Source organism: Streptomyces sp. NPDC059832, assembly GCF_042731715.1.
In the GTDB taxonomy this organism is placed as follows: Bacteria; Actinomycetota; Actinomycetes; order Streptomycetales; family Streptomycetaceae; genus Streptomyces.
The window spans coordinates 179027-197138 of sequence record NZ_JBHWIY010000002.1 but is presented as its reverse complement, the minus strand read 5'-3'; the positions used below and the strand labels follow the sequence as shown (position 1 = coordinate 197138).

The following is an 18112-nucleotide window of genomic DNA, read 5'->3' as shown; positions in this document are numbered from 1 at the left end:
GTCATCCGCTCGCTCCGAGCTCGGCCTCGAAGTGCGTCTGGGCGCGGTCCAGCGCCTCGTCGGGGTCGTGGCCGTGCGCGCGCAGCCAGTGGAGGAGGTCGGCGATCAGATCGATCGCCGCCTCCTCGTGGAACGCGGCGCGCACTCGCCCCGCCCCGGGGCTCCCAGCCCCCCGGCCACCCGTGTACAGCGTCAGGCATGCCTCGCTCTTGGCGACCCTCGGATCATCGATGTGGCCGCCGGACGAGACCAGGGGCGTGGCCAGGTCGCACCAGACCAGCTTGGACTCCGCGCCGAGAATCACGCCCCACCGCTCCGACACGGCATCCAGCATCGCCAGGCCACGCCCCGACTCGTCGTCCGGGCCGGCGGACAGAAGTGTGGGAAGAGCACGGGTTTCAGGGTCGCGGAGCGCGACGCGCAGACGCGTGCCGTTCATCCCGACCACGAGCGTGCTCGGCGTCCCCGCGCCGACATGCCGGATCACATTCGCCACCAGTTCGCTCACGCAGATCTCGGCGGCATCGGCCACATCCGACAGGCCCCACAACCGCAGGTGCAGCCGCATGACGCGTCTCAACCCGGCGACCTCTTCGGGCTCCGCCAGGAAGGGCAGCTCCCAGGGCTTTCGAGTCATGCAGCCGTCGTTCCCGTTCGCCACGAGCACACGCCTTTCGCCAGAGCGAGGAGGACCCACACTTCACCGATCGTGAAGCATGGTGACTCACAGTTGTCCCGACTCAGAGAATGCCAAGCGATAATCCCCTCATGCAATGTGCACGGCGAGATTCGCTCCTTAGGGTGATAGGCGAAGCGGGCCGCTTCCGATGGGATGGAGCCTCCGATACCGAAGGGAAGTTGATGTGGCCGGTTCACCGACGGCTCGCCGACGCCGACTGGCGATTGAACTCAAGAAGCTCCGCGACGAGAGCGGCCTGACCTGCAACCAGGTCGGCAAGGAACTCGACTGGAGCGGCTCCAAGGTCAACAGGCTGGAGACTGGTCAGGGGCGTGTGCAGCCCTCGGACGTGGATGCCCTCTGTCGCTTCTACGGAACGGCCGACGCGCTGCGCGAACTGTTGATGTCCCTGGCGAAGGAATCGAAGACCAAGGGCTGGTGGCACGCCCACGGTGACGCGGTGCCGTCGTGGTTCTCGGTGTACGTGGGTCTGGAGCAGGCCGCCTCCGATCTCCGTAGCTACCAGGGAGAGTTCATCCCCGGTCTGCTTCAGACGGCGGAGTACGCAACCGAGCTGAGCCGCGCCTCGGCCGACCTGGCGGACGACGAGATCCAGCGCCTGGTCGACGTACGCATGCGTCGACAGCAACTCCTGACCACCGAAGCCCCTCCGGATCTCTGGGCAGTGATCCACGAGAGCACTCTCAGGCATGTCGTGGGAGATCGATCCGTCATGGCGGGGCAGCTCGAGCGAATCCTGGAGCTCGTGAGGCTCAGGAACGTGACCGTGCAAGTCCTGCCGTACGATGCCGGGGCCTACCCCGTCACCGGCCCGTTCACGGTCCTCGGCTTTCCGGAGCAGGAGGATCCGGACGTCGTGTACCGGGAAGGCCTGACCGACTCGGTCTACCTCGAAAGCGCTGCGGATGTCAGCCTGTACGCGAAGGCGTTCGACCACCTCAGGGCACTGGCTCTCAGCCCCGAGCGTTCGAGCTCGCTGATTCGCAAGACCCTGAAGGAGCACTCTCCATGAACCAACCTGCCATCATCCCGACGTGGCGAAAGAGCAGTTACAGCAACGGTACGGGCGGCGAGTGCGTCGAGATCGCCGACCTGAAATCGATAGTCGGTGTGCGGGACTCCAAGCTGCCCCGCGGACCCCGCATATCCGTACGCCACAGCGCGTGGGCACGGTTCGTCGCTTCTCTCCGCACCTCGTAGGCCGTCGGCGTCCGATCGGCCGTAGCGTCCGCCGTCAGCAACCGTCGGTGCTCCGGCACATCCGTGGCTTCGTCACTCGCGTAGCGCCGCCGCGTCTCCAGTCGTCAGGCTTTGTGCTTGAACGTCCTGTGGAGGAGATGATCACCTTCGCCCGTGAGCACGGCGGCAGATGGGTGGGGTGGGCATGAGGGCAGGGTTCGGCACAGGCGTAGGCATAGGCAGTGGTCGTCGTGGCGTGTTGGGCGGGCTGGGTGCCGTGTTGCTTGCTCTGCTGGTGCTGTCCGGGTGTGTGCCTGGGCGGTACGCGGATGTGCCGGCCGTCACCGGGGTCTCGGCTGCGGAGATCGTCGGGACCTGGCGGTGCATCGATGGCACGGAAGTCACCATGCGGGCGGACGGTACCGCCGGCGTGAAGCAACTGGACGGGCAGGACTTCGACTTCGACAGGCAATGGCGGATGTCCGGCACCGGGACGTGGGAGCTTACCGACCGGCCCATGGGCTGGAGCGATGGTCAGCACGTGTCCTTGAGCGTCACTCGGCGCACATCGTCGGCATGGCGCGAGCCGGTGGATGCGGCGGACGAGGCGGCCTTCGGCCGCGACTTCAGGGAACCCGCTCCGGACTCGTACACCTGGGCCCTGGAATTGGAACGCCGCGAGACGGGGCTGGCCCTGTACTTCTTCTACAGCGACCCCGACAACCGCAACACCTACTACCTGGAGAAGACGCGGTAGCCGTCAGCCCACCCCCGGCGCGGTCGTCGGTGTTGTGTTGATCTTTGCGAAGCGTTCTCGCCACGGCAGGTGGTCGGGCTCCGGGGAGGGGTTCGCGGAGTACATGGTGTTTGCTGCGATCAGGCGGCACGGGGTGCATTCCGTCTCGTCCAGCAGGGGGCGGAAGGTGTGTTTCTTGCCGGGGCCCTGGCATTCGATCAGTTCGCGGGGGCGTGTTGGTTCGTAGGACTGCGGTGTCGTTCGGGGTTCGGGGAGTTTCTCGACGAGGCGGTAGCGAAGGAAGCCGACTGCTGAGCGCACGCCTTCTTTCGGGCGTTCGGCGAGCAGGGCCTGGCGCAGGTCGGACTCGCTCAGGCCGCGTTCCAGCCACTTGACCGCCTCGACGGCCAGCTTGGCGGCCTCGCGCACGCCCAGGTGCAGTTCGCGGCGGGAGTGGCGCAGGGAAAGCAGGACGCTTTCGGCGCGGGCCAGTTGGGTTGGGTTCGCCGTTGCGGCCGGGCGCTCCGGGTCGGAGGCTACGGAGGATTCGGAGAGTGCGGAGGGTTCGGAGGGTGGGTGGGGAGTGGTTTTATCACTGTGGTCTTCTACCGGTTCATAGCCACCGGCCGTCCGGGCAGCCGGTTCGCCGACCGTCGGATAGTGCGTACTCGGTGGCACGGCGGCGGGGGAAGGGGTTGGTGGAGTTCCTCGTAAGCGGGTCGCCTGCTCACTCGTCAGGGCCGTGTTCGCGACCAGTTGCTCGGTGATCCAGCGGCCGCCGTCGGACTGGCTGCGCCACTCGTGTACGTACCCGTTCTCGACCAGCTGCTGCTTCGCCTTCTGGTACGCGCGGCCCTTGATGCCCAGTTTCCGGGCCAGTTCACTCAAAGGCTTGAAGGCGGTGTGGTCGGGGAGGCCCTGGACGTACAGCAGAAGGATCTTCGCGTCGCTGTTCAGACGCGGGTGGCGGACGACATCGTTCGATGCCTTCGTATAGCGCGCGGACGGCGCGATAGCATGACGCAACATTTCCGGTGGGTCCGTTCTCCACTGGTGGTGTAGGCCCTCGGATTGGTGTTGGCGCACCGCCGGGGGCCGCCCTATGTGCGCGTGAACACACAGAGCGTGATGGTTTCGTCACCGTACCGCATCTTCCTCAGCTGCCGCCACGCGTACGGGACTTCACCCTCGGCACCGGTCAGGCCAGCCAGAGTTCGCCATGGCGGTGGTTCGGCGGTGGGATGTCGATCGCGTCCGCGGCTTCGAGGGCCAGCTCTCCGGTGGGGGTGTTCACCAGGCGTCGGAGGACGCCTGCGCGTGCGCGGAGGCGTTGGCGGGCCCGGCGTTCCGCCAGGGTGGCGGCGCGCGAGAGACCGCGGTCGCGGTTGTGGCGGGGGAAGCAGTAGACATCCACCCGGCGGCGGACGCTCTGCGGCCAGGGCCTGCGGGCCTCGGCTGCCGCCTCGGCGAGGCTTCGGGCGCTGTACCGGAGGTCGTAAAGGATCACGGAGTGCCAGGGGCTACCCGGGCTGTCGTCGTGGCTCTTCCTGCTCTGCGAAGGGGGAAGGTGATGAGCGGTGCGCGTCACGGGGCTCCGAACGATGGGAGCCGCCGGGTATCTCCCGGCGGGCTACCTGAAGCCGGTCGGTCCCGTCGCACGCCTGTTTCTCACCCGGGAGACCCTAGCCGTATCGACCTGGGCCGTGCGATTTGACTTGGCACTACATATCGCGAAAGCTAGATGCGTAACGTCGAGAGACCGTGGAAGGGTGGAGCGATGAACCCCCTGGCCGTACACAAGGCGCTCGCCAATCCCGCGCGCCTGCAGTTCATGCAGTGGCTGAGGGAGCCGGAGAAGCATTTCGACGAGAACTCCTACCGACAGCAGGGGCTCGGCTTCCATATCGGCGTGTGCGTCGGCGACATCCAGAAGCGGTCCGGGCTGGCACAGTCGGTGGTGTCCGGCTATCTGCAGACCCTGAAGGACGCGGGGCTGCTGACCTCGGAACGCATCGGCAAGTGGACGTACTACCGGCGCAACGAGCCGGTGATCGCCGAGTTCGCCGCGTACGTCCGCGACGAGTTGTAGTTCGCCTTCCCCGCCGTACGGCGTCGAGTCTTGATCCAATGTATCTACTTTTCTAGATTTGATGAAAGGTGCTGATCGCTCCGATGAGAAAGACCTCCCTCACCGTCCTGGTGCTCGCCCTGGGCGTGTTCGGGATCATCACCACCGAGATGGGCATGGTCGGTGTGCTGCCCCAGGTCTCGGCCGAACTCGGTGTCACACCGTCCGCCGCCGGCTGGCTCGTCGGGGTGTTCGCCCTGGTCATCGCGGTGTCCGGGCCGTTCACCACGCTGCTCGCCTCCGGTGTCGACCGCAAGAAGGTGCTCGCCGCCGCAATCGCGGTGTTCGCCGTCTCCAACGCCGTCTACGCGCTCACCACGCAGTACGAGGTGATGCTCGCGTTCCGCGTCGTTCCCGCCCTCTTCCATCCCGTGTTCTTCGCGGTCGCGCTCGCCACCGCCGCACGGCTGGTACCCGCGAAGGACGCGACCCGGGCCACGACGACCGTGTTCGCCGGAGTCACCGTCGGCTTCGCGTTCGGTGTGCCGTTGACCTCGTACCTCGCCGAGCATCTGTCGCTCGCTTCGGCCTTCTGGTTCGGCGCGCTCGTCAACCTGATCGCCTTTCTGGGCATCCTGCGGTTCGTACCGTCGATGCCGGTCGGCCAACGCGTCTCGTACGGCGCTCAGCTGAAGGTCCTCAAGCGGCCGCAGATGTGGCTGACCATTGCCTCCATCGTTCTGGTCTTCGCGGCGATGTTCTCGGTCTACGGCTACTTCGCCGAGTACCTGGGGCAGGTCACGCACATGGACGGTACGTGGGTCAGCGCCATGCTGATGGCGTTCGGCATCGTGATGATCCTCGGGAACTTCGCCTTCGGCAGCCTGTTGCGACGCAACCTCGTCCGCACCGTCGTCGCCTACCCGGCGCTGTGCCTGCTGGTCTACGTCCTTCTGTACGCCGTCGGGCCGATGCTCGCGCCGATGGTCCTGACGGTCCTGGTCTGGGGTGCCGTGCATTCGGGCGGGCTCATCGTGAGCCAGAGCTGGCTGGGGCGGGACGCGAGTGACGCGCCCGAGTTCGGCAACAGCCTCTTCATCTCGTTCTCCAACCTCGGCATCACCGTCGGCACGGCGGTCGGCGGCTGGGTCCTGGCCGAGTACGGAGCTCGTCAACTGGCCTGGGCCGGGGCGGGGTTCGCGGTCGCCGCGCTGATCGTGATGGGCTTGCGGCTGCGGTGGGAACGCGTCGGGGAGCGGCGGGTGGCGCCGGACGGCCGGGGCTCGGTCGCGGCCGGGGAGGTCCGGGTCTGAGAGGCGGGGCGACGGGGGCGGGGGCAGCAGGGCGGCATCATGGCGCTGGTCGGCCACGGCAACAACCGGTGCACCCGGGACGCCCGGGACGCCCGGGACGCCCACCCGAGTTCGACGGTCATCGACACCGGCGACACGGTGGCCCGGGGCCAGCAGATCGGCGCCTCGGGCGCCACCGGCAACGCGACCGGTGCGCACCCGCACCGGAACGTCGTGGACTGCGACAGCCGGCTCAGCCACGAGATCCCCAACACCCCGGAGACCGGTGCCAGTTACCCCACCGGCTCCGCGCCGGTGAGCCGGAACGACTGACGGCCCCGGTCCCGGCCCTGGCCCCGGTCCCGGCCCCACCCACGCTCTCCGCTTTCTGCGTCCCTCGTCCCCCGCTCCTGCCGGGGGACGAGGGACGCGTTCGTTCCTCATGGGCCGGGCCGCGTCGTTCAGGCCGCGTGGGATGCCGCCAAAAGAGTGCCTCCCGCGCCATCTCCTGGGCGCGATGCCAGGACTTTCGGAAGACTGACGGTCAGTGCTGGCGGTGTCCCTTGAACGGTTCGCAGCGAGAGGCGATTTCCGGCCACAACACAACACCCCTTACCCTGCGATACATCGGTCACCAACGGTCGGCCGGAACAGAAGGGCGACAACATGACCTCCGAGACCAACACACTGGTCACCATCGATGCCACAACTGCCTTGCTGGAGGCGGAACTTCCTCGCCTGGAGCAGCACCAGCAGACCCTGGGGAAGGAACTCGCGACCGTCACCGAACGCCTGGAGTCGGTGCGGACCGCGCTGACGGCACTGCGTGCGCTGTCGGCCGCCCCCGCTTCCGCCCCGGCCCCCTCCGCGAGCGCGGTGGCGGAGACGGCGGCAGACGTGGCGGAGTCGGGTGAGGCCGGCGACGCCAAGGCCGGGGCGGCGAGCGTTCCCACTCCCAAGATCCCGCAGCAGGCGCAGGACTCCATCGACTCCATCGACTCCGCCGACCAGGCGGAGGCCCCGCAGGAGCAGGCGGCGGCCCCCGCGCGCCGGTCCGCCCGCAAGGCACCCGCCGCACCCAAGGGCCGCAAGCAGGCCGCCGCCAAGCCGCGGGCCCAGCGCGGCCAGGCCAAGAAGGCCGTCGCCGCCAAGCCCGCCGAGGAGGTCAAGGACAGCAAGGACGCCAAGGACGCGGAGTCCGCCGCGCCCGCCAAGGCGACCAAGGCGACCAAGACGGTCAAGGACAGCAAGCCCGCCGCACCGGCGAAGGCAACCAGGGCGACCAAGGCCGCCAAGCCCGCGAAGGCCAGGGCGCCGAAGAAGGCCGCGGCCTCCGCGACCGCCGCACCGGCCGTCGACGACAGCGGCAGCCTCACCGAGCTGGCCATGAAGGTGCTCGCGGCATCCGGCGACACCCCCGTCCGGGCCCGTGACGTGACGAAGGCCCTGGGTCGCGAGCTCACCCCCAACGGCATCAACACCGTTCGCAGCACCCTCGACCGACTCGTCGCCACCTCCCGGGCCCACCGCGCCGGCCGGGGCCTCTACCAGGCTCCCGCGAACTGACCTCTGCTACACGGGAGTTCACTGGATGCCCGGTTTCGCCACCTAGGCGGCACCGGGCATCCGTTCGATGCGGCCGGGCGTCGGTCTGTAGGTTGCCCGCATGCCTTCATCACTGCGCCTGGAAAAGGTCACGTCGGACAACGTCGAGGCCGCCTGCCAGCTGAACGTACGCCCCGACCAGAACGGACTCGTGAAGCCGGTCGCCTGGTCGCTGGCTCAGGCCTACGCGACCCCCGACATCGCCTGGCCCCGACTGATCTTCGACGGCGAGCAACTCGTCGGCTTCGTCATGGCCTTCTTCGATGTCCGGTTCTACCCGGACGACCCGAACGACAACAGGCTGCGCTCCGGCCTCTGGCGGCTGAACATCGCCGCCGACGAGCAGGGGCAGGGATACGGCCGCTTCGCCGTGGAGGCGGTGTGCGAGGAGATCCGGCGGCGGGGGCAGACGCGTGCGACCGTGAGCTGGGTCCCCGGTGAGCACGGGCCCGAGCAGTTCTACTTCAGGCTCGGGTTCCGGCTGACCGGGGAGATGAGCGGGGATCAGGTCGTCGGTGAGCTGGAGCTCGGCGACGCGTAAGGGCGTGACGTGCAGTGCTGTGGCCGGAAACGATCAGTGGGGCGGCGGATGGTACGGCGGTGGGACCGCGCCCGGTCACCCGATATGGGCTGCGATGATCCGCGCGCACTCCATGGACTCGCTCCGCGTCGTGTCCACCTCGACGTCGTACGTCACGCCCTCGTGGACCACGTCCGCCTGTGAGGCCGCCATGCCGGCGACGCGGTCACCCCGCGCGATCTCACGGGCCGCGGCGACGGCGCTCTCGCACCGGACGCCCACCCACAGCACCGGGAGCCCGCCGAGCGCCTTCTGCCACCGCTGCTGGGAGGCCGCGCCGCCGAGGAAGACCTCGTCGACGATGACCCCGGCTCCCGCACGGGCCATCGTGACGACCCCCTCGATCCAAGCCGTCTCCAACGTACGGAACTCGGGGCCGACGATCACCTCGCCGTCCGGAGCGAACTCGATGCCCGCGTCCGACGCACGCATGGACGCGGGCATCGCCTCGACCAGTGTGTCCACCCCGAAGGTCAGCCACGGTTCCGGCAACACCGCCTGAAGACACCGGGCGATCCCGGACTTCCCTGAGCTGGAGCCACCGTTGAGCACGATCATTCGCGTCTTCACCGGGCCACACTAGGACCTGGCAGCGAGCCGGTGCAGCAGTGCGGCAGCCGGGGCCGACGCGAACTCGCCGGCCCGCCCGCCCCTCGGCGGTCAACGCGGTGGGACCGGCCCATGACCCACTTGGCCGTCGGCAGAACCGATTCAGCAGCTCCCGTCCGGGTGACGGAACCCCACATTCGACAGTGGCCGCAGGTCAACAGCACAGACTTGGGCCGTTTCCGATCCCCCGTACAAGGAGTTCCCTTCATGCGTCTTCGTTCCACCGTTGCTGCCGCCCTCGGCGCGCTCGCGCTCATTGTCGCCGTGCCGACCTCGGCCGGCGCGGCCACCGGAGACTTCACGTACACCTACTCCGGCCTCGACGGCTCGCCGCAGGTCGGCTTCCTCGTCGACCCGCCGAGCCGGGTGTGCATCACCCTGCCCGAGGTGGCCGACCCTTCCTCGACGAATCCCGCCCACACTCCGTGGAACTTCACCGACTCCAGCGCGACGGTCTTCGCCGGCCCCGACTGCGAAGGCCCCTACTTCACTCTCCGGCCCCATGGCGGCCACGCCTCCGACCGGCTGAAGCTCCGCTCGGTCGTCTTCAGCTGATCCCGCCGCACCACGCGACCACCACCCCGGTACGAGCCGCCCCGCGCTCGTACCGGGGTGGTCCCGTATGCGGGACGGGCAGAGGTCACGCCTGGACGTCACACCGTCGGCGTCCGCCGCAGTGCCTCGGCGAACTTCTCGGGCCTCCACGGCTCGACGACGGGACAGCCACTGACAGAATGGGCGAAATGGCAACACCTCCTGAACCCTCGCCCGATGCCCGAACCGAGCCCTGGCCCGACCCCTGGCCGTACGGCGAGCCCCTTCACCCCGAACTCCTCGCGGCGAAGGCGCTGGTCTACGACCCGAGCGGATTCGTGTGCACGCGACCGGTGCCCGAAGCGGAGAGCGCCGAGTACGGGGCACATTCCTTCACCGTGGACGGCTCCGCCGTCAGGTTCCGGGTGGCCCGGACCACCCCGACGAAGGCCGGCCAGTTCGTGACGGTGTGGAAGCGGTCCGCAAAGGGCCCGATCCGGCCCTACGACTCCGGGGACCCGGTCGACCTCTTCGTCATCAGCACCCGCGACGCCGACGGCTTCGGGCAGTTCGTGTTCCCCCGTGACGTGCTCTGCGAGCGGGACATCGTGTCGAGGAACGGTTTTGGCGGGAAGCGCGCGTTCCGCGTCTATCCGCCGTGGGTGACGACGCCCAATCGCCAGGCCGGCCGTACGCAGGAGTGGCAGGTGGAGTACTTCCTGCCGGTCCGCGAGGGCGAGGCGGCCGACCCGGTCCGGTGCCGGGCGCTCTACCGCCCGTGACGACGCCCGCCGGTCAGCGGTAGTCCTCCGGGTGGCCCTGCATCCAGGTGTTGATGCGGTCGCGGGTGCCGATCAGTTCGGAGCGGTGCTTCTCCAGGTTGTCCGTGGAGGTGTCGCCCTTCAGCGTCCCGCGCAGGGCGGCGATCCAGGCGATCGGCTCCTTGAAGTGGCCGGGGCCCTGGGCGTCCGCCTTCATGGCCTTGTCCAGGCGGCCCAGTTCGTCGTGGACCCGGCCCAGGAAGTAGGCGCAGTTCGACGATCCGGGGGCGCAGTCTTCGTTCAGCGTGGCCTGGAGGCCCGCGAAGGCGTCACGTACGGCCTCCGGCCGGTTGCGGGCGGTCTCCTCGGCCGCCTCGGACGCCTCCGCCTCCGCACCGGCCTCGTCCTCGGCGGTCCGGGCCGCATCGGCTTCGTCGGCGGCCTTGGCGGCGGCTGCGGCGTTCACGGACGGCGCCACACGGGGGACGTCGCCACCCGGCCCCCGCGAGGTCTCGGCGGCAGAGCAGCCCACCAGGAACGCCCCGAGAACCACCGCCGCAACCACGGCCGTTGCTGCGCCGCGCGCATCGGTACGGATAGACATGAGGCCCCCCTCGTCCGGATGGCCCCAGACCTTACCTCTCCGCCCGGCGGTCCGGTCCGGGCCGGCTTGGTCCGGCCCCGCGTCACCCGTCGATCAAGGGATGTCGTTCAAGGACTGTCGATCAAGGACTGTCGATCAAGGACTGCAGCGCGGGCGCGTACAGGTCCGCGAGGTGTTCGGGGGTGGCGTCCGCGCCCGCGCCCTCGCGGTGGAGGCTGAGGGTGGCGCCGAGGCCGAGGAGGTGGCCGGCGATCAGCTCGGCGCGCAGGGCGCGTTCGCGGCCGGGGAGGCGGGCGGTGAGGGCGTCGGTGACCTGTTCCTGGAAGCGGTCGCGCAGCAGGGAGCGTTCGTCACGGTTGCCGAGCGAGAAGACGACGCGCAGCAGTGGGTCGGACTGCAGTTCGCGGCGGCGGCTCACCAGCGTCACCACCATGTGGCGGCCCAGGACACCGAGCGGCGCGTCGAAGAGTTCCGCGGCGGCGGGGCCGAAGTCGGCGACGGTGTTGAAGAGTTCGTCCTTGCGGCCGAAGTGCTTGACCACCAGGGACGGGCTCACTCCGGCGTCGGCCGCGATCCCCCTGATGGTGACCTCGGCGTACGGGCGCTGGGTGAACGCCCGGCGGGCCGCGCGCAGGATCGCGTCCCGGCCGGTGCCCGGATCGGCACCGGGCCCGGCCGGAGCCGGTGCGGTGGCCTGGCCGCTGGTCATGCGCCCTCCTGGATCGGCATCGTCCGCGCACCGTCCTTGCGGTCGCCCGGGACGTCGCGGTTCCCTTCGACCGTACCCGTCGCGGGTGTACGGCTGCCCGGCAGGAACAGGGTGACCAGCAGTGCCGCGAGGGCCGCGCCCGCCGCGATCAGGAAGACCAGCCGGTACGCGTGGAGCGTCGGGGCCGTTCTGCCGCCCACCCGGAAGGTGATGTTGGCGAGGACCGCGGCCACCGTCGCGCTGCAGAAGGCCTGTCCGATCGACCGCATCAGTGTGTTGAGGCCGTTGGCCGCGCCCGTCTCGCTCACCGGGACGCCGCGCATGACCAGCGCGGGCAGTGCCGAGTACGCGATGGCCGTGCCCGAGGCGACGACCGTCGCGCCGGCGATGATCAGCCAGAGGTCGTGGCTGGTGAAGTAGCGCACCACGTAGCCGGTGGCGATCACCCCGGCCGCCAGCGCCAGGCTGACCTTCGGGCCGTATTTCGCGGAGATCCGCGCCGAGACCGGTGAGAGCGCCACCATCATCACGCCGCCCGGCAGCAGGCAGAGGCCGCTGACGACGAGCGAGGCGCCCAGCCCGTAGCCCGTCTCCTTCGGTTCCTGCACCATCTGCGCGGTGACCAGGGAGTTCGCGTAGAAGGCGAAACCGATCAGCAGGGCGGCGATATTGGTGAACAGCACCGCCGGGCGGGCCGAGACCCGCAGGTCGACCATGGGCGATCCCACCCGGAGCTCGTACGCGCCCCAGAAGAGCGCCACAACGACGGCCGCCACCAGCAGACCGACCGTCCGGGCCGAGGTCCAGCCCCAGTCGGCGCCCTGGGTGACCGCGAGCAGCAGACAGACCAGGGCCCCGGACAGTCCCAGCGCGCCGAGGGCGTCGAAGCGGCCACGGCTGCGCAGCGGCGATTCCGGTACGCACCACAGCACCAGCACGATGTCGATGACGCCGATCGCACCCGAGACCCAGAACATCGTGTGCCAGTCGAAGTTCTCGACGACGAGGGCCGCGACCGGCAGCCCGACCGCCGCGCCGATGCCGAGCGTCGAACTCATCAGCGCCACGGCGGACAGCACCCGCTCGGGCGGGAGTTCGTCGCGCAGGATGCTGATGCCCAGCGGCAGGACGGCGAGCGCCGCACCCTGCAGGGCGCGGCCGGTGATCAGCACCCCGATGTGGGAGCTGACCGCGCACAGGACCGAACCCACCACCAGCACCATGAGCGAGGCGACGAGCACCCGCCGTTTGCCGTACATGTCACCGACCCGGCCCAGGACGGGCGTGAAGACGGCGCCGGTGAGCAGGGTGACGGTGACCAGCCAGCTCGCGGCGGCCGGGCTCGCGCCGGTGAGGGCCGGGATGTGCGGGAGCAGCGGGACGACGATCGTCTGCATCACCGCGACCACGACACCGCAGAACGCCAGTACACCGACGGCGAAGCGGGGGTGCGGGGCCTCTTCGGAGTCGGTGGTCGGGGCGGGCGTCGGGGCAGGTATGTCCGCGGGCATGGCTCTCCGTACGGTGCTCGGCGGCAAGGGCGTCGTGCGGGGCGCGAGGGTGCGGCGCGGGGGTGCACGCATGTTCACCCCCAGGGTAAACGCTTGTGCACCCCCTCGGCGACCGGAATCCCCGGCGTCGCGTTAGCCTCGAAGACCCGGGCTCCGGGCCCGGACAACACGGACGAGAAGGCGAAGGTGGCTGCGATGGCGAAGGTTCCGGCAGCGGCGGTGGCAGCGAGCGGGCTGGTCGGCGGGTACGCCGTGGCGCGGTGGACCAGGAAGCGGCCGCTGGGCGGGGTCGCCCTCGCCGCCGCGGGCACCGTCGCCGCGTACGAGTGGAACCGGCAGGCCGGGCCGCGCGCGGCCGTCGGGCTGACCACGGCGTACGTCGCCGCGTTCGCCGGTTCGCACCCGCTGGCCAAGAAGGTCGGCGCCTGGCCCGCCGTCTTCGCCGTGGCGGGCAGCATGGCCGCCGCGTCGTGGGCGGTCACCCGCCGGGCCGCCTGAGTCGCGCGTACGGGAGTACGCGCAACACATACGGACGTACGGAAGTACGGACAGAGGGGGCGGGGGCTCCGAAAGCCCCCGCCCCCCTCTGCCCACTTCCGTCCGCTTCTGTCCGTCCCGCCGGTCCTGGCCGCGCTACGCCCCCAGCGCCCACGACACCGTGTAGATCAGCAGCCCCGCCAGGGCGCCCACCACCGTGCCGTTGATCCGGATGAACTGCAGGTCGCGGCCGATGTGCGCCTCGATCTTCTTCGACGTCTGATCCGCGTCCCAGCTCGCGACCGTGTCACTGATCAGCGAGGTGATCTCCGCGCGGTAGGTCGTGACGACGTAGACCGCCGCGTCCTCCAGCCAGCCGTCCAGCTTCGCCTGGAGCCGGTCGTCCGACGCCAGCCGCGCCCCCAGCGCCATCAGTGAGGCCCGCGCCCGCAGCCGCAGCTCGCTCTGCTCGTCCTCCGCCGCCGCGATGATCATCGTGCGTACGGACGACCAGGCCGAGGCGATGACGTCCTGGACCTCGCCGCGCCCCAGGATCTCCGACTTCAGCCGCTCGACCCGGGCCCGGGTGTCCGAGTCCGTCTGGAGGTCGGCCGCGAAGTCCGTCAGGAACGTGTCGATCGAAGCGCGCGCCGGGTGCCCCGGCATGTCCCGCATCTCCGTGACGAACCGCAGCAGCTCCTTGTAGACCCGCTCGCCCACCCGCTTGTCGACGAACCGCGGCGTCCAGCCGGGGGCCCCGCCCTGCACCGCGTCCATCACCGAATCGCCGTGCAGCACCAGCCAGTCGTGGGCGCGTACACAGATCAGATCCACCACCTTGCGATGGCCCCCGTCGGCGACGATCTTCTCCAGCATCTTGCCGAGGCCCGGCCCGATCTCCGCCGCGTTGGCCCGCCGGGTGATCGCCTCACCCACCACGGCCTGCACATCGGAATCCCGCAGCACCCTCAGCGCACCGCGCAACGCGGTCGACAGCTCGGCGGTGACCCGGTCCGCGTGCTCCGGCTCGGCCAGCCAGGCACCGAGACGGCGGCCGACACCGAGCGCGTGGATCCGGCCCCGTACGACATCGCCGGAGAGAAAATTCTCGCCGACGAAGGAACCCAGAGAGGCTCCGAGCTGGTCCTTCTTGGTGGGGATAATGGCGGTGTGCGGGATCGGCAGGCCGAGCGGACGCTTGAACAGCGCCGTGACGGCGAACCAGTCGGCCAGCGCACCCACCATCCCCGCCTCGGCGGCCGCGGCGACGAAGCCCGGCCAGCCGCCCACACCCGCGTTCTTCGCCCAGGTGGCGAGTACGTACACGAGCGCGACCAGCAGAAGGAGGCCCGTGGCCGTGGTCTTCATCCGGCGCACACCGCGCCGCTTCTCCTCGTCGGCCGCGGTGTACGCGAACGAGGCGAGCGGGGCGGGGCGGCCACCGGGTACGGGACGGGACGCACCCGCCGCCTGCTCCCCGGCACGCTCCTGCTGCCGCGCACCCGGTTCCCCGGGGCCGGTCCGATCGATCCGTTCCATCCGCTCCACCCGTCCGCGTACGCCTCGCCCCCGGTGTCCCGTACGCATTGTCCTTACCTGACCTACTCCCGGGCCGCACGTCGAGTTCCCGATGCCCTGCCCCATCATGGGACAGTCCGATTGATCACGAGGAGAAACACCGCCCATGCCCAGGCGCCAGGGGTACGCCCTGCTCATCGCCCTCGTGACGGGCACCGCCGCGCTCGCCGCAGCCGTGGCGTTCGCCGGCTCCCTGCTGTTCTCCGGCTCCGGCACCCGGCCGAAGCAGATCACCGCACCCGACCCGCGGTCCGTGGCCCGTACGCCCGCCGCCCCCGCCCACTCCACCGGCCTCTGGGCCGCCACCTGGGCGGCGGCACCCGTCGCCGGGGTGGTCGACGCCTACGACGGCAGCGCCCTGAACCGACGCACCATCCGTAACGTCGTACACACCAGCATCGGCGGCGACGCGGCCCGCATCACCCTCTCCAATGTCTTCGGCACCCGTCCGCTGGTCGTGGACCACGCCACCGTGGCCGGCCGCCCCGTGACCTTCCGGGGCACCGGCACCGTGACCGTCGCGGCCGGCGGGCAGATCGTCAGCGACCCCGTCGCCGTCCCGGTCGCCGCCGACTCCGACCTCGTGGTCACCCTGCGCACCCCCACCGCCGAGGGGCCCGACACCATCCACCGGCGCAGCCACCAGACCTCGTACGTGGACACCGCGTGGGGCACCCGGCGGACCGACGGCTGGCGCTACCTCACCGCCGTCGACGTGCACACCACGACCGCCGCCGGAACGATCGCCGTGATCGGCGACTCGCTCACCGCGGGCACCGGCTCCACCCTCGACACGAACAGCCGCTGGCCCGATGTGCTCGCCGACCGGCTGCGCGGCCGGTACGGGGTGGCCAACGCGGGCATCGCGGGCAACCGAATCCTGCGCGACGGGAGCGGCGTACGGGCGAGCGCCCGCTTCGGCCGCGACGTACTGGACGTCGCCGGAGTGAAGACCGTCGTCATCGCGCTCGGCATCAACGACGTGCAGCAGTCCCCGCAGGAGACCGACCCGCGGCGCATCGCGGACGGCCTGCGCTCCATGACGCAGCGCGCCCACGCGCGCGGACTGCGGGTCGTCGGGGCGACACTGATGCCGTACGAGGGATTCCGCACCTGGACACCCGCGCGCGACGACGTACGGGAACGGGTCAACGGGCTGATCCGGGCGGGCGGGATCTTCGACCACGTCATCGACTTCGACGCGGCGGCCCGTGACCCCCACCGCCCGACAAGGCTCCGGACGGCCTACGACAGCGGCGACCATCTCCATCTGAACGACGCCGGCTACCGGCTGCTGGGCTCGCTGGTGGACCTGACGGCACTGGTGCCCGACCGGCCCGGGTCCGACCAGCTCTGACCGCCGGGGCGCCGGTCAGCCGTCGGACCGGTCCGACGGACCCCGGCCCTTCTCCAGCCGGCCCCGCCCGCGCCCGCGCTCCTGGTCCAGCTCCCGCAGCCGCGCCAGCTCCGCATCCCGCAGCCGCTGCTTCTCCGCCTTGCTCCGCTTGCGCTCCACGCCGACGCCGCCCAGCAGCGCGAGCCCGGTGATCCGCACCCGCGGGGAGTCCGGCGACGGCACCCCGTCGTCCTTCGTCCGCTCCCCGAAGCCGCCCAGGATGCCGATGCCCTTGACCTGGACATCCAGCTCCGGCGGAACCGTCACCTGCATACCGCCCATGATCGTGAAACAGCGGATGACCACCTCGCGGTCCTCGAAGTTCGCCTCGCGCAGATCGATCTCACCGCCGCCCCACATCGCGAACGCGGTGAACTTCCGGGCCACCGTCCAGTTCCCCCGGCGGCCGAAGCCGCCCCAGATCGCGAACGCGCCGCCCGACGTGGCGGGCTTGCCGATCCGGTCCGCCCACCGCCTCTGCGATCCGGTCAGCGCCGGAGCCGCCCCCACCGGGGCCACCGCCGCGCCCGGCGCCGGAAGATCCCGCACCAGCGGCTCCAACTCCCCGTGCGTACGCGCCTTGTACGTCGCGTCGAGCCGCTGCTCGAACTCCTCCATCTCCAGCCGACCCTCGGCGACCGCCTCGCGCAGGATCTCGGCGACACGCTCGCGCTCGGCATCGGAGGCACGCATTTCCGGAAGGTCACTTGTCATACCGCGCAGCCTATTGAACGTCCGCATCGCCGTCACAGTCCTACATGCCGGTGGCGGACTCATACATCTTCGCGATCACGGCCTCGATGTCCGGCTCCCGCACCGACAGGTCGACCAAGGGGTAGTCCGCGGCGATCCGGGCAACCAGCGGAGCGGCCGACTCCGAGGCCGGGAAGGCCAGCCACTGCCGCGGCCCCTCCACCTTCACCGTCCGGACCGAGGGCGCCGACTCCAGCCGGATCGGCGGCAGTTGACGCTCCAGGTCGACCACCAGCGTCCGCTCGCTCTCGCCCACCTCATGCAGACCGGCGAGGGCGCCGTCGTACATCAGGCGGCCGTGGTCGATCACCATCACCCGCTTGCAGAGCTGCTCGATGTCCGTCAGATCATGGGTCGTGAGCAGCACCGTCGTACCGCGCTCGGCGTTCAGGTCCCGCAGGAACCCACGGACCTTGGCCTTGGAGACGACATCCAGCCCGATCGTCGGCTCGTCCAGGTACAGCACCTCGGGATCGTGCAGCAGCGCCGCCGCGATGTCGCCGCGCATCCGCTGCCCCAACGACAACTGCCGTACCGGAACGTCCAACAGCTCACCCAGATCGAGGAGTTCGACACAGCGGTCCAGATTCTCCCGGTAGCGCGCGTCGGGAATCCGGTACATCCGGTGCATCAGGCGGTACGAGTCGCGCAGCGGCAGGTCCCACCAGAGCGTGGTGCGCTGGCCGAACACCACACCGATCCGGTGCGCCAGCCTCGTACGCTCCCGGGAAGGATCGATGCCCGCCACCCGCAGCCGGCCGCCGCTCGGGGTGAGGATGCCGGTCAGCATCTTGATCGTGGTCGACTTCCCCGCGCCGTTCGGGCCGATGTAACCGACCATCTCGCCGCGCGCGACACGGAAGCTGATCGAGTCGACCGCCCGCACCTGGCGGCGTTCACTGCGCATGAAACCGGTCTTGCGACGCACGTCGAAGACCTTCTCCACATTGTCGAGTTCGATGAATCCGGTGGGGGTTCCCTCGTCCATGTCCGATGCCCTGCCTCGTTCGATGTTGTGGA

At 70.0% G+C, this 18112-nt stretch carries 22 protein-coding genes; 12 read left to right on the top strand and 10 right to left on the bottom strand.

Annotated elements, in window-relative coordinates:
* Position 1: 1 nt before the first annotated feature.
* Entirely contained in the window at positions 2-637 is a 636-nt protein-coding gene (locus ACFV8T_RS03355) for an ATP-binding protein (protein ID WP_385323974.1), read from the bottom strand.
* Between the two features lie 226 nt (positions 638-863).
* Here ACFV8T_RS03355 and ACFV8T_RS03350 point away from each other — a divergent pair, with 226 nt between their 5' ends.
* The 3 genes from ACFV8T_RS03350 (at position 864) to ACFV8T_RS03340 (ending at position 2636) form a co-directional block, all read left to right on the top strand.
* Entirely contained in the window at positions 864-1712 is an 849-nt protein-coding gene (locus ACFV8T_RS03350) for a helix-turn-helix domain-containing protein (RefSeq protein WP_385323972.1), read from the top strand.
* On the top strand, positions 1709-1900 hold the full coding sequence (locus tag ACFV8T_RS03345) for a DUF397 domain-containing protein (protein ID WP_385323971.1): 192 nt from the start codon (positions 1709-1711) through the stop codon (positions 1898-1900). Before ACFV8T_RS03350 ends, ACFV8T_RS03345 begins: the two co-directional genes overlap by 4 nt.
* A gap of 256 nt (positions 1901-2156) precedes the next feature.
* Positions 2157-2636, top strand: a complete 480-nt coding sequence (locus tag ACFV8T_RS03340) for a hypothetical protein (RefSeq protein WP_385323969.1) — start codon at positions 2157-2159, stop codon at positions 2634-2636.
* Positions 2637-2639: 3 nt separating this feature from the next.
* Here ACFV8T_RS03340 and ACFV8T_RS03335 read toward each other — a convergent pair whose 3' ends face one another.
* On the bottom strand, positions 2640-3644 hold the full coding sequence (locus tag ACFV8T_RS03335) for a hypothetical protein (RefSeq protein ID WP_385323967.1): 1005 nt from the start codon (positions 3642-3644) through the stop codon (positions 2640-2642).
* A gap of 169 nt (positions 3645-3813) precedes the next feature.
* A complete protein-coding gene (locus tag ACFV8T_RS03330) occupies positions 3814-4122 on the bottom strand; it encodes a hypothetical protein (RefSeq protein ID WP_385323965.1) in 309 nt (102 codons plus the stop codon).
* Positions 4123-4392: 270 nt separating this feature from the next.
* Between ACFV8T_RS03330 and ACFV8T_RS03325 the strand changes: the two genes are divergently transcribed.
* From ACFV8T_RS03325 to ACFV8T_RS03305, 5 genes are all read left to right on the top strand, one after another.
* On the top strand, positions 4393-4704 hold the full coding sequence (locus tag ACFV8T_RS03325; RefSeq protein ID WP_385323963.1) for an ArsR/SmtB family transcription factor: 312 nt from the start codon (positions 4393-4395) through the stop codon (positions 4702-4704).
* Positions 4705-4787: 83 nt separating this feature from the next.
* Positions 4788-5996, top strand: a complete 1209-nt coding sequence (locus ACFV8T_RS03320; protein WP_385323962.1) for an MFS transporter — start codon at positions 4788-4790, stop codon at positions 5994-5996.
* Positions 5997-6035: 39 nt separating this feature from the next.
* Positions 6036-6308 (top strand): M23 family metallopeptidase, encoded by a 273-nt coding sequence (locus ACFV8T_RS03315; RefSeq protein ID WP_385323959.1) that lies wholly within the window; start codon positions 6036-6038, stop codon positions 6306-6308.
* 333 nt (positions 6309-6641) lie between these two features.
* Positions 6642-7541, top strand: coding sequence for a hypothetical protein (locus tag ACFV8T_RS03310; RefSeq protein ID WP_385323957.1), 900 nt, complete (start codon positions 6642-6644; stop codon positions 7539-7541).
* Positions 7542-7641: 100 nt separating this feature from the next.
* Entirely contained in the window at positions 7642-8121 is a 480-nt protein-coding gene (locus ACFV8T_RS03305; RefSeq protein WP_385323954.1) for a GNAT family N-acetyltransferase, read from the top strand.
* Positions 8122-8196: 75 nt separating this feature from the next.
* Here ACFV8T_RS03305 and cpt read toward each other — a convergent pair whose 3' ends face one another.
* A complete protein-coding gene (cpt, locus tag ACFV8T_RS03300) occupies positions 8197-8718 on the bottom strand; it encodes a chloramphenicol phosphotransferase CPT (RefSeq protein ID WP_385324747.1) in 522 nt (173 codons plus the stop codon).
* Between the two features lie 258 nt (positions 8719-8976).
* Between cpt and ACFV8T_RS03295 the strand changes: the two genes are divergently transcribed.
* On the top strand, positions 8977-9324 hold the full coding sequence (locus ACFV8T_RS03295) for a hypothetical protein (protein ID WP_385323951.1): 348 nt from the start codon (positions 8977-8979) through the stop codon (positions 9322-9324).
* 188 nt (positions 9325-9512) lie between these two features.
* Complete coding sequence (locus tag ACFV8T_RS03290) at positions 9513-10085, top strand: MepB family protein (protein ID WP_385323948.1); 573 nt, start codon at positions 9513-9515, stop codon at positions 10083-10085.
* Between the two features lie 13 nt (positions 10086-10098).
* Here the strand turns inward: ACFV8T_RS03290 and ACFV8T_RS03285 are convergent, their stop codons facing one another.
* The 3 genes from ACFV8T_RS03285 to ACFV8T_RS03275 all read right to left on the bottom strand — a co-directional run bounded on the left by ACFV8T_RS03285 (position 10099) and on the right by ACFV8T_RS03275 (position 12888).
* Positions 10099-10668, bottom strand: a complete 570-nt coding sequence (locus ACFV8T_RS03285; RefSeq protein ID WP_385323946.1) for a hypothetical protein — start codon at positions 10666-10668, stop codon at positions 10099-10101.
* A gap of 121 nt (positions 10669-10789) precedes the next feature.
* On the bottom strand, positions 10790-11377 hold the full coding sequence (locus tag ACFV8T_RS03280; protein ID WP_385323943.1) for a TetR family transcriptional regulator: 588 nt from the start codon (positions 11375-11377) through the stop codon (positions 10790-10792).
* Entirely contained in the window at positions 11374-12888 is a 1515-nt protein-coding gene (locus ACFV8T_RS03275; RefSeq protein ID WP_385324744.1) for an MFS transporter, read from the bottom strand. The genes ACFV8T_RS03280 and ACFV8T_RS03275 overlap by 4 nt, the downstream gene beginning before the upstream one ends.
* A 195-nt stretch (positions 12889-13083) precedes the next feature.
* On the opposite strand from ACFV8T_RS03275, the gene ACFV8T_RS03270 reads away from it, so the two are divergent.
* Positions 13084-13386, top strand: coding sequence for a hypothetical protein (locus tag ACFV8T_RS03270; RefSeq protein WP_259935065.1), 303 nt, complete (start codon positions 13084-13086; stop codon positions 13384-13386).
* 135 nt (positions 13387-13521) lie between these two features.
* Here the strand turns inward: ACFV8T_RS03270 and ACFV8T_RS03265 are convergent, their stop codons facing one another.
* Positions 13522-14904 carry a DUF445 domain-containing protein gene (locus tag ACFV8T_RS03265; protein ID WP_385323941.1) on the bottom strand — a complete coding sequence of 461 codons (1383 nt, stop codon included), beginning with the start codon at positions 14902-14904 and terminating at the stop codon, positions 13522-13524.
* Between the two features lie 145 nt (positions 14905-15049).
* On the opposite strand from ACFV8T_RS03265, the gene ACFV8T_RS03260 reads away from it, so the two are divergent.
* Positions 15050-16300: an SGNH/GDSL hydrolase family protein gene (locus tag ACFV8T_RS03260; protein ID WP_385323938.1), complete on the top strand. Its 1251-nt coding sequence runs from the start codon at positions 15050-15052 to the stop codon at positions 16298-16300.
* A 15-nt stretch (positions 16301-16315) separates the two neighbouring features.
* On the opposite strand, the gene ACFV8T_RS03255 is transcribed toward ACFV8T_RS03260, so the two are convergent.
* Positions 16316-17032: a DUF1707 domain-containing protein gene (locus ACFV8T_RS03255; protein ID WP_385324741.1), complete on the bottom strand. Its 717-nt coding sequence runs from the start codon at positions 17030-17032 to the stop codon at positions 16316-16318.
* A gap of 61 nt (positions 17033-17093) precedes the next feature.
* On the bottom strand, positions 17094-18080 hold the full coding sequence (locus ACFV8T_RS03250; RefSeq protein WP_385323937.1) for an ATP-binding cassette domain-containing protein: 987 nt from the start codon (positions 18078-18080) through the stop codon (positions 17094-17096).
* Positions 18081-18112: the final 32 nt, after the last annotated feature.

Excerpts from the sequence above, each read along its gene's own strand:
- ACFV8T_RS03295 (WP_385323951.1), top strand. The coding sequence starts at position 8,977 with ATGCGTCTTCGTTCCACCGTTGCTGCCGCCCTCGGCGCGCTCGCGCTC.
- ACFV8T_RS03310 (WP_385323957.1), top strand. The coding sequence starts at position 6,642 with ATGACCTCCGAGACCAACACACTGGTCACCATCGATGCCACAACTGCC.
- ACFV8T_RS03255 (WP_385324741.1), bottom strand. The coding sequence starts at position 17,032 with ATGCGTGCCTCCGATGCCGAGCGCGAGCGTGTCGCCGAGATCCTGCGC.
- ACFV8T_RS03280 (WP_385323943.1), bottom strand. The coding sequence starts at position 11,377 with ATGACCAGCGGCCAGGCCACCGCACCGGCTCCGGCCGGGCCCGGTGCC.
- ACFV8T_RS03270 (WP_259935065.1), top strand. The coding sequence starts at position 13,084 with ATGGCGAAGGTTCCGGCAGCGGCGGTGGCAGCGAGCGGGCTGGTCGGC.
- ACFV8T_RS03315 (WP_385323959.1), top strand. The coding sequence starts at position 6,036 with ATGGCGCTGGTCGGCCACGGCAACAACCGGTGCACCCGGGACGCCCGG.
- ACFV8T_RS03305 (WP_385323954.1), top strand. The coding sequence starts at position 7,642 with ATGCCTTCATCACTGCGCCTGGAAAAGGTCACGTCGGACAACGTCGAG.
- ACFV8T_RS03275 (WP_385324744.1), bottom strand. The coding sequence starts at position 12,888 with ATGCCCGCGGACATACCTGCCCCGACGCCCGCCCCGACCACCGACTCC.
- ACFV8T_RS03265 (WP_385323941.1), bottom strand. The coding sequence starts at position 14,904 with ATGGAACGGATCGATCGGACCGGCCCCGGGGAACCGGGTGCGCGGCAG.
- ACFV8T_RS03335 (WP_385323967.1), bottom strand. The coding sequence starts at position 3,644 with ATGTTGCGTCATGCTATCGCGCCGTCCGCGCGCTATACGAAGGCATCG.
- ACFV8T_RS03285 (WP_385323946.1), bottom strand. The coding sequence starts at position 10,668 with ATGTCTATCCGTACCGATGCGCGCGGCGCAGCAACGGCCGTGGTTGCG.
- ACFV8T_RS03325 (WP_385323963.1), top strand. The coding sequence starts at position 4,393 with ATGAACCCCCTGGCCGTACACAAGGCGCTCGCCAATCCCGCGCGCCTG.
- cpt (WP_385324747.1), bottom strand. The coding sequence starts at position 8,718 with ATGATCGTGCTCAACGGTGGCTCCAGCTCAGGGAAGTCCGGGATCGCC.
- ACFV8T_RS03345 (WP_385323971.1), top strand. The coding sequence starts at position 1,709 with ATGAACCAACCTGCCATCATCCCGACGTGGCGAAAGAGCAGTTACAGC.
- ACFV8T_RS03320 (WP_385323962.1), top strand. The coding sequence starts at position 4,788 with ATGAGAAAGACCTCCCTCACCGTCCTGGTGCTCGCCCTGGGCGTGTTC.
- ACFV8T_RS03355 (WP_385323974.1), bottom strand. The coding sequence starts at position 637 with ATGACTCGAAAGCCCTGGGAGCTGCCCTTCCTGGCGGAGCCCGAAGAG.
- ACFV8T_RS03260 (WP_385323938.1), top strand. The coding sequence starts at position 15,050 with ATGCCCAGGCGCCAGGGGTACGCCCTGCTCATCGCCCTCGTGACGGGC.
- ACFV8T_RS03250 (WP_385323937.1), bottom strand. The coding sequence starts at position 18,080 with ATGGACGAGGGAACCCCCACCGGATTCATCGAACTCGACAATGTGGAG.
- ACFV8T_RS03290 (WP_385323948.1), top strand. The coding sequence starts at position 9,513 with ATGGCAACACCTCCTGAACCCTCGCCCGATGCCCGAACCGAGCCCTGG.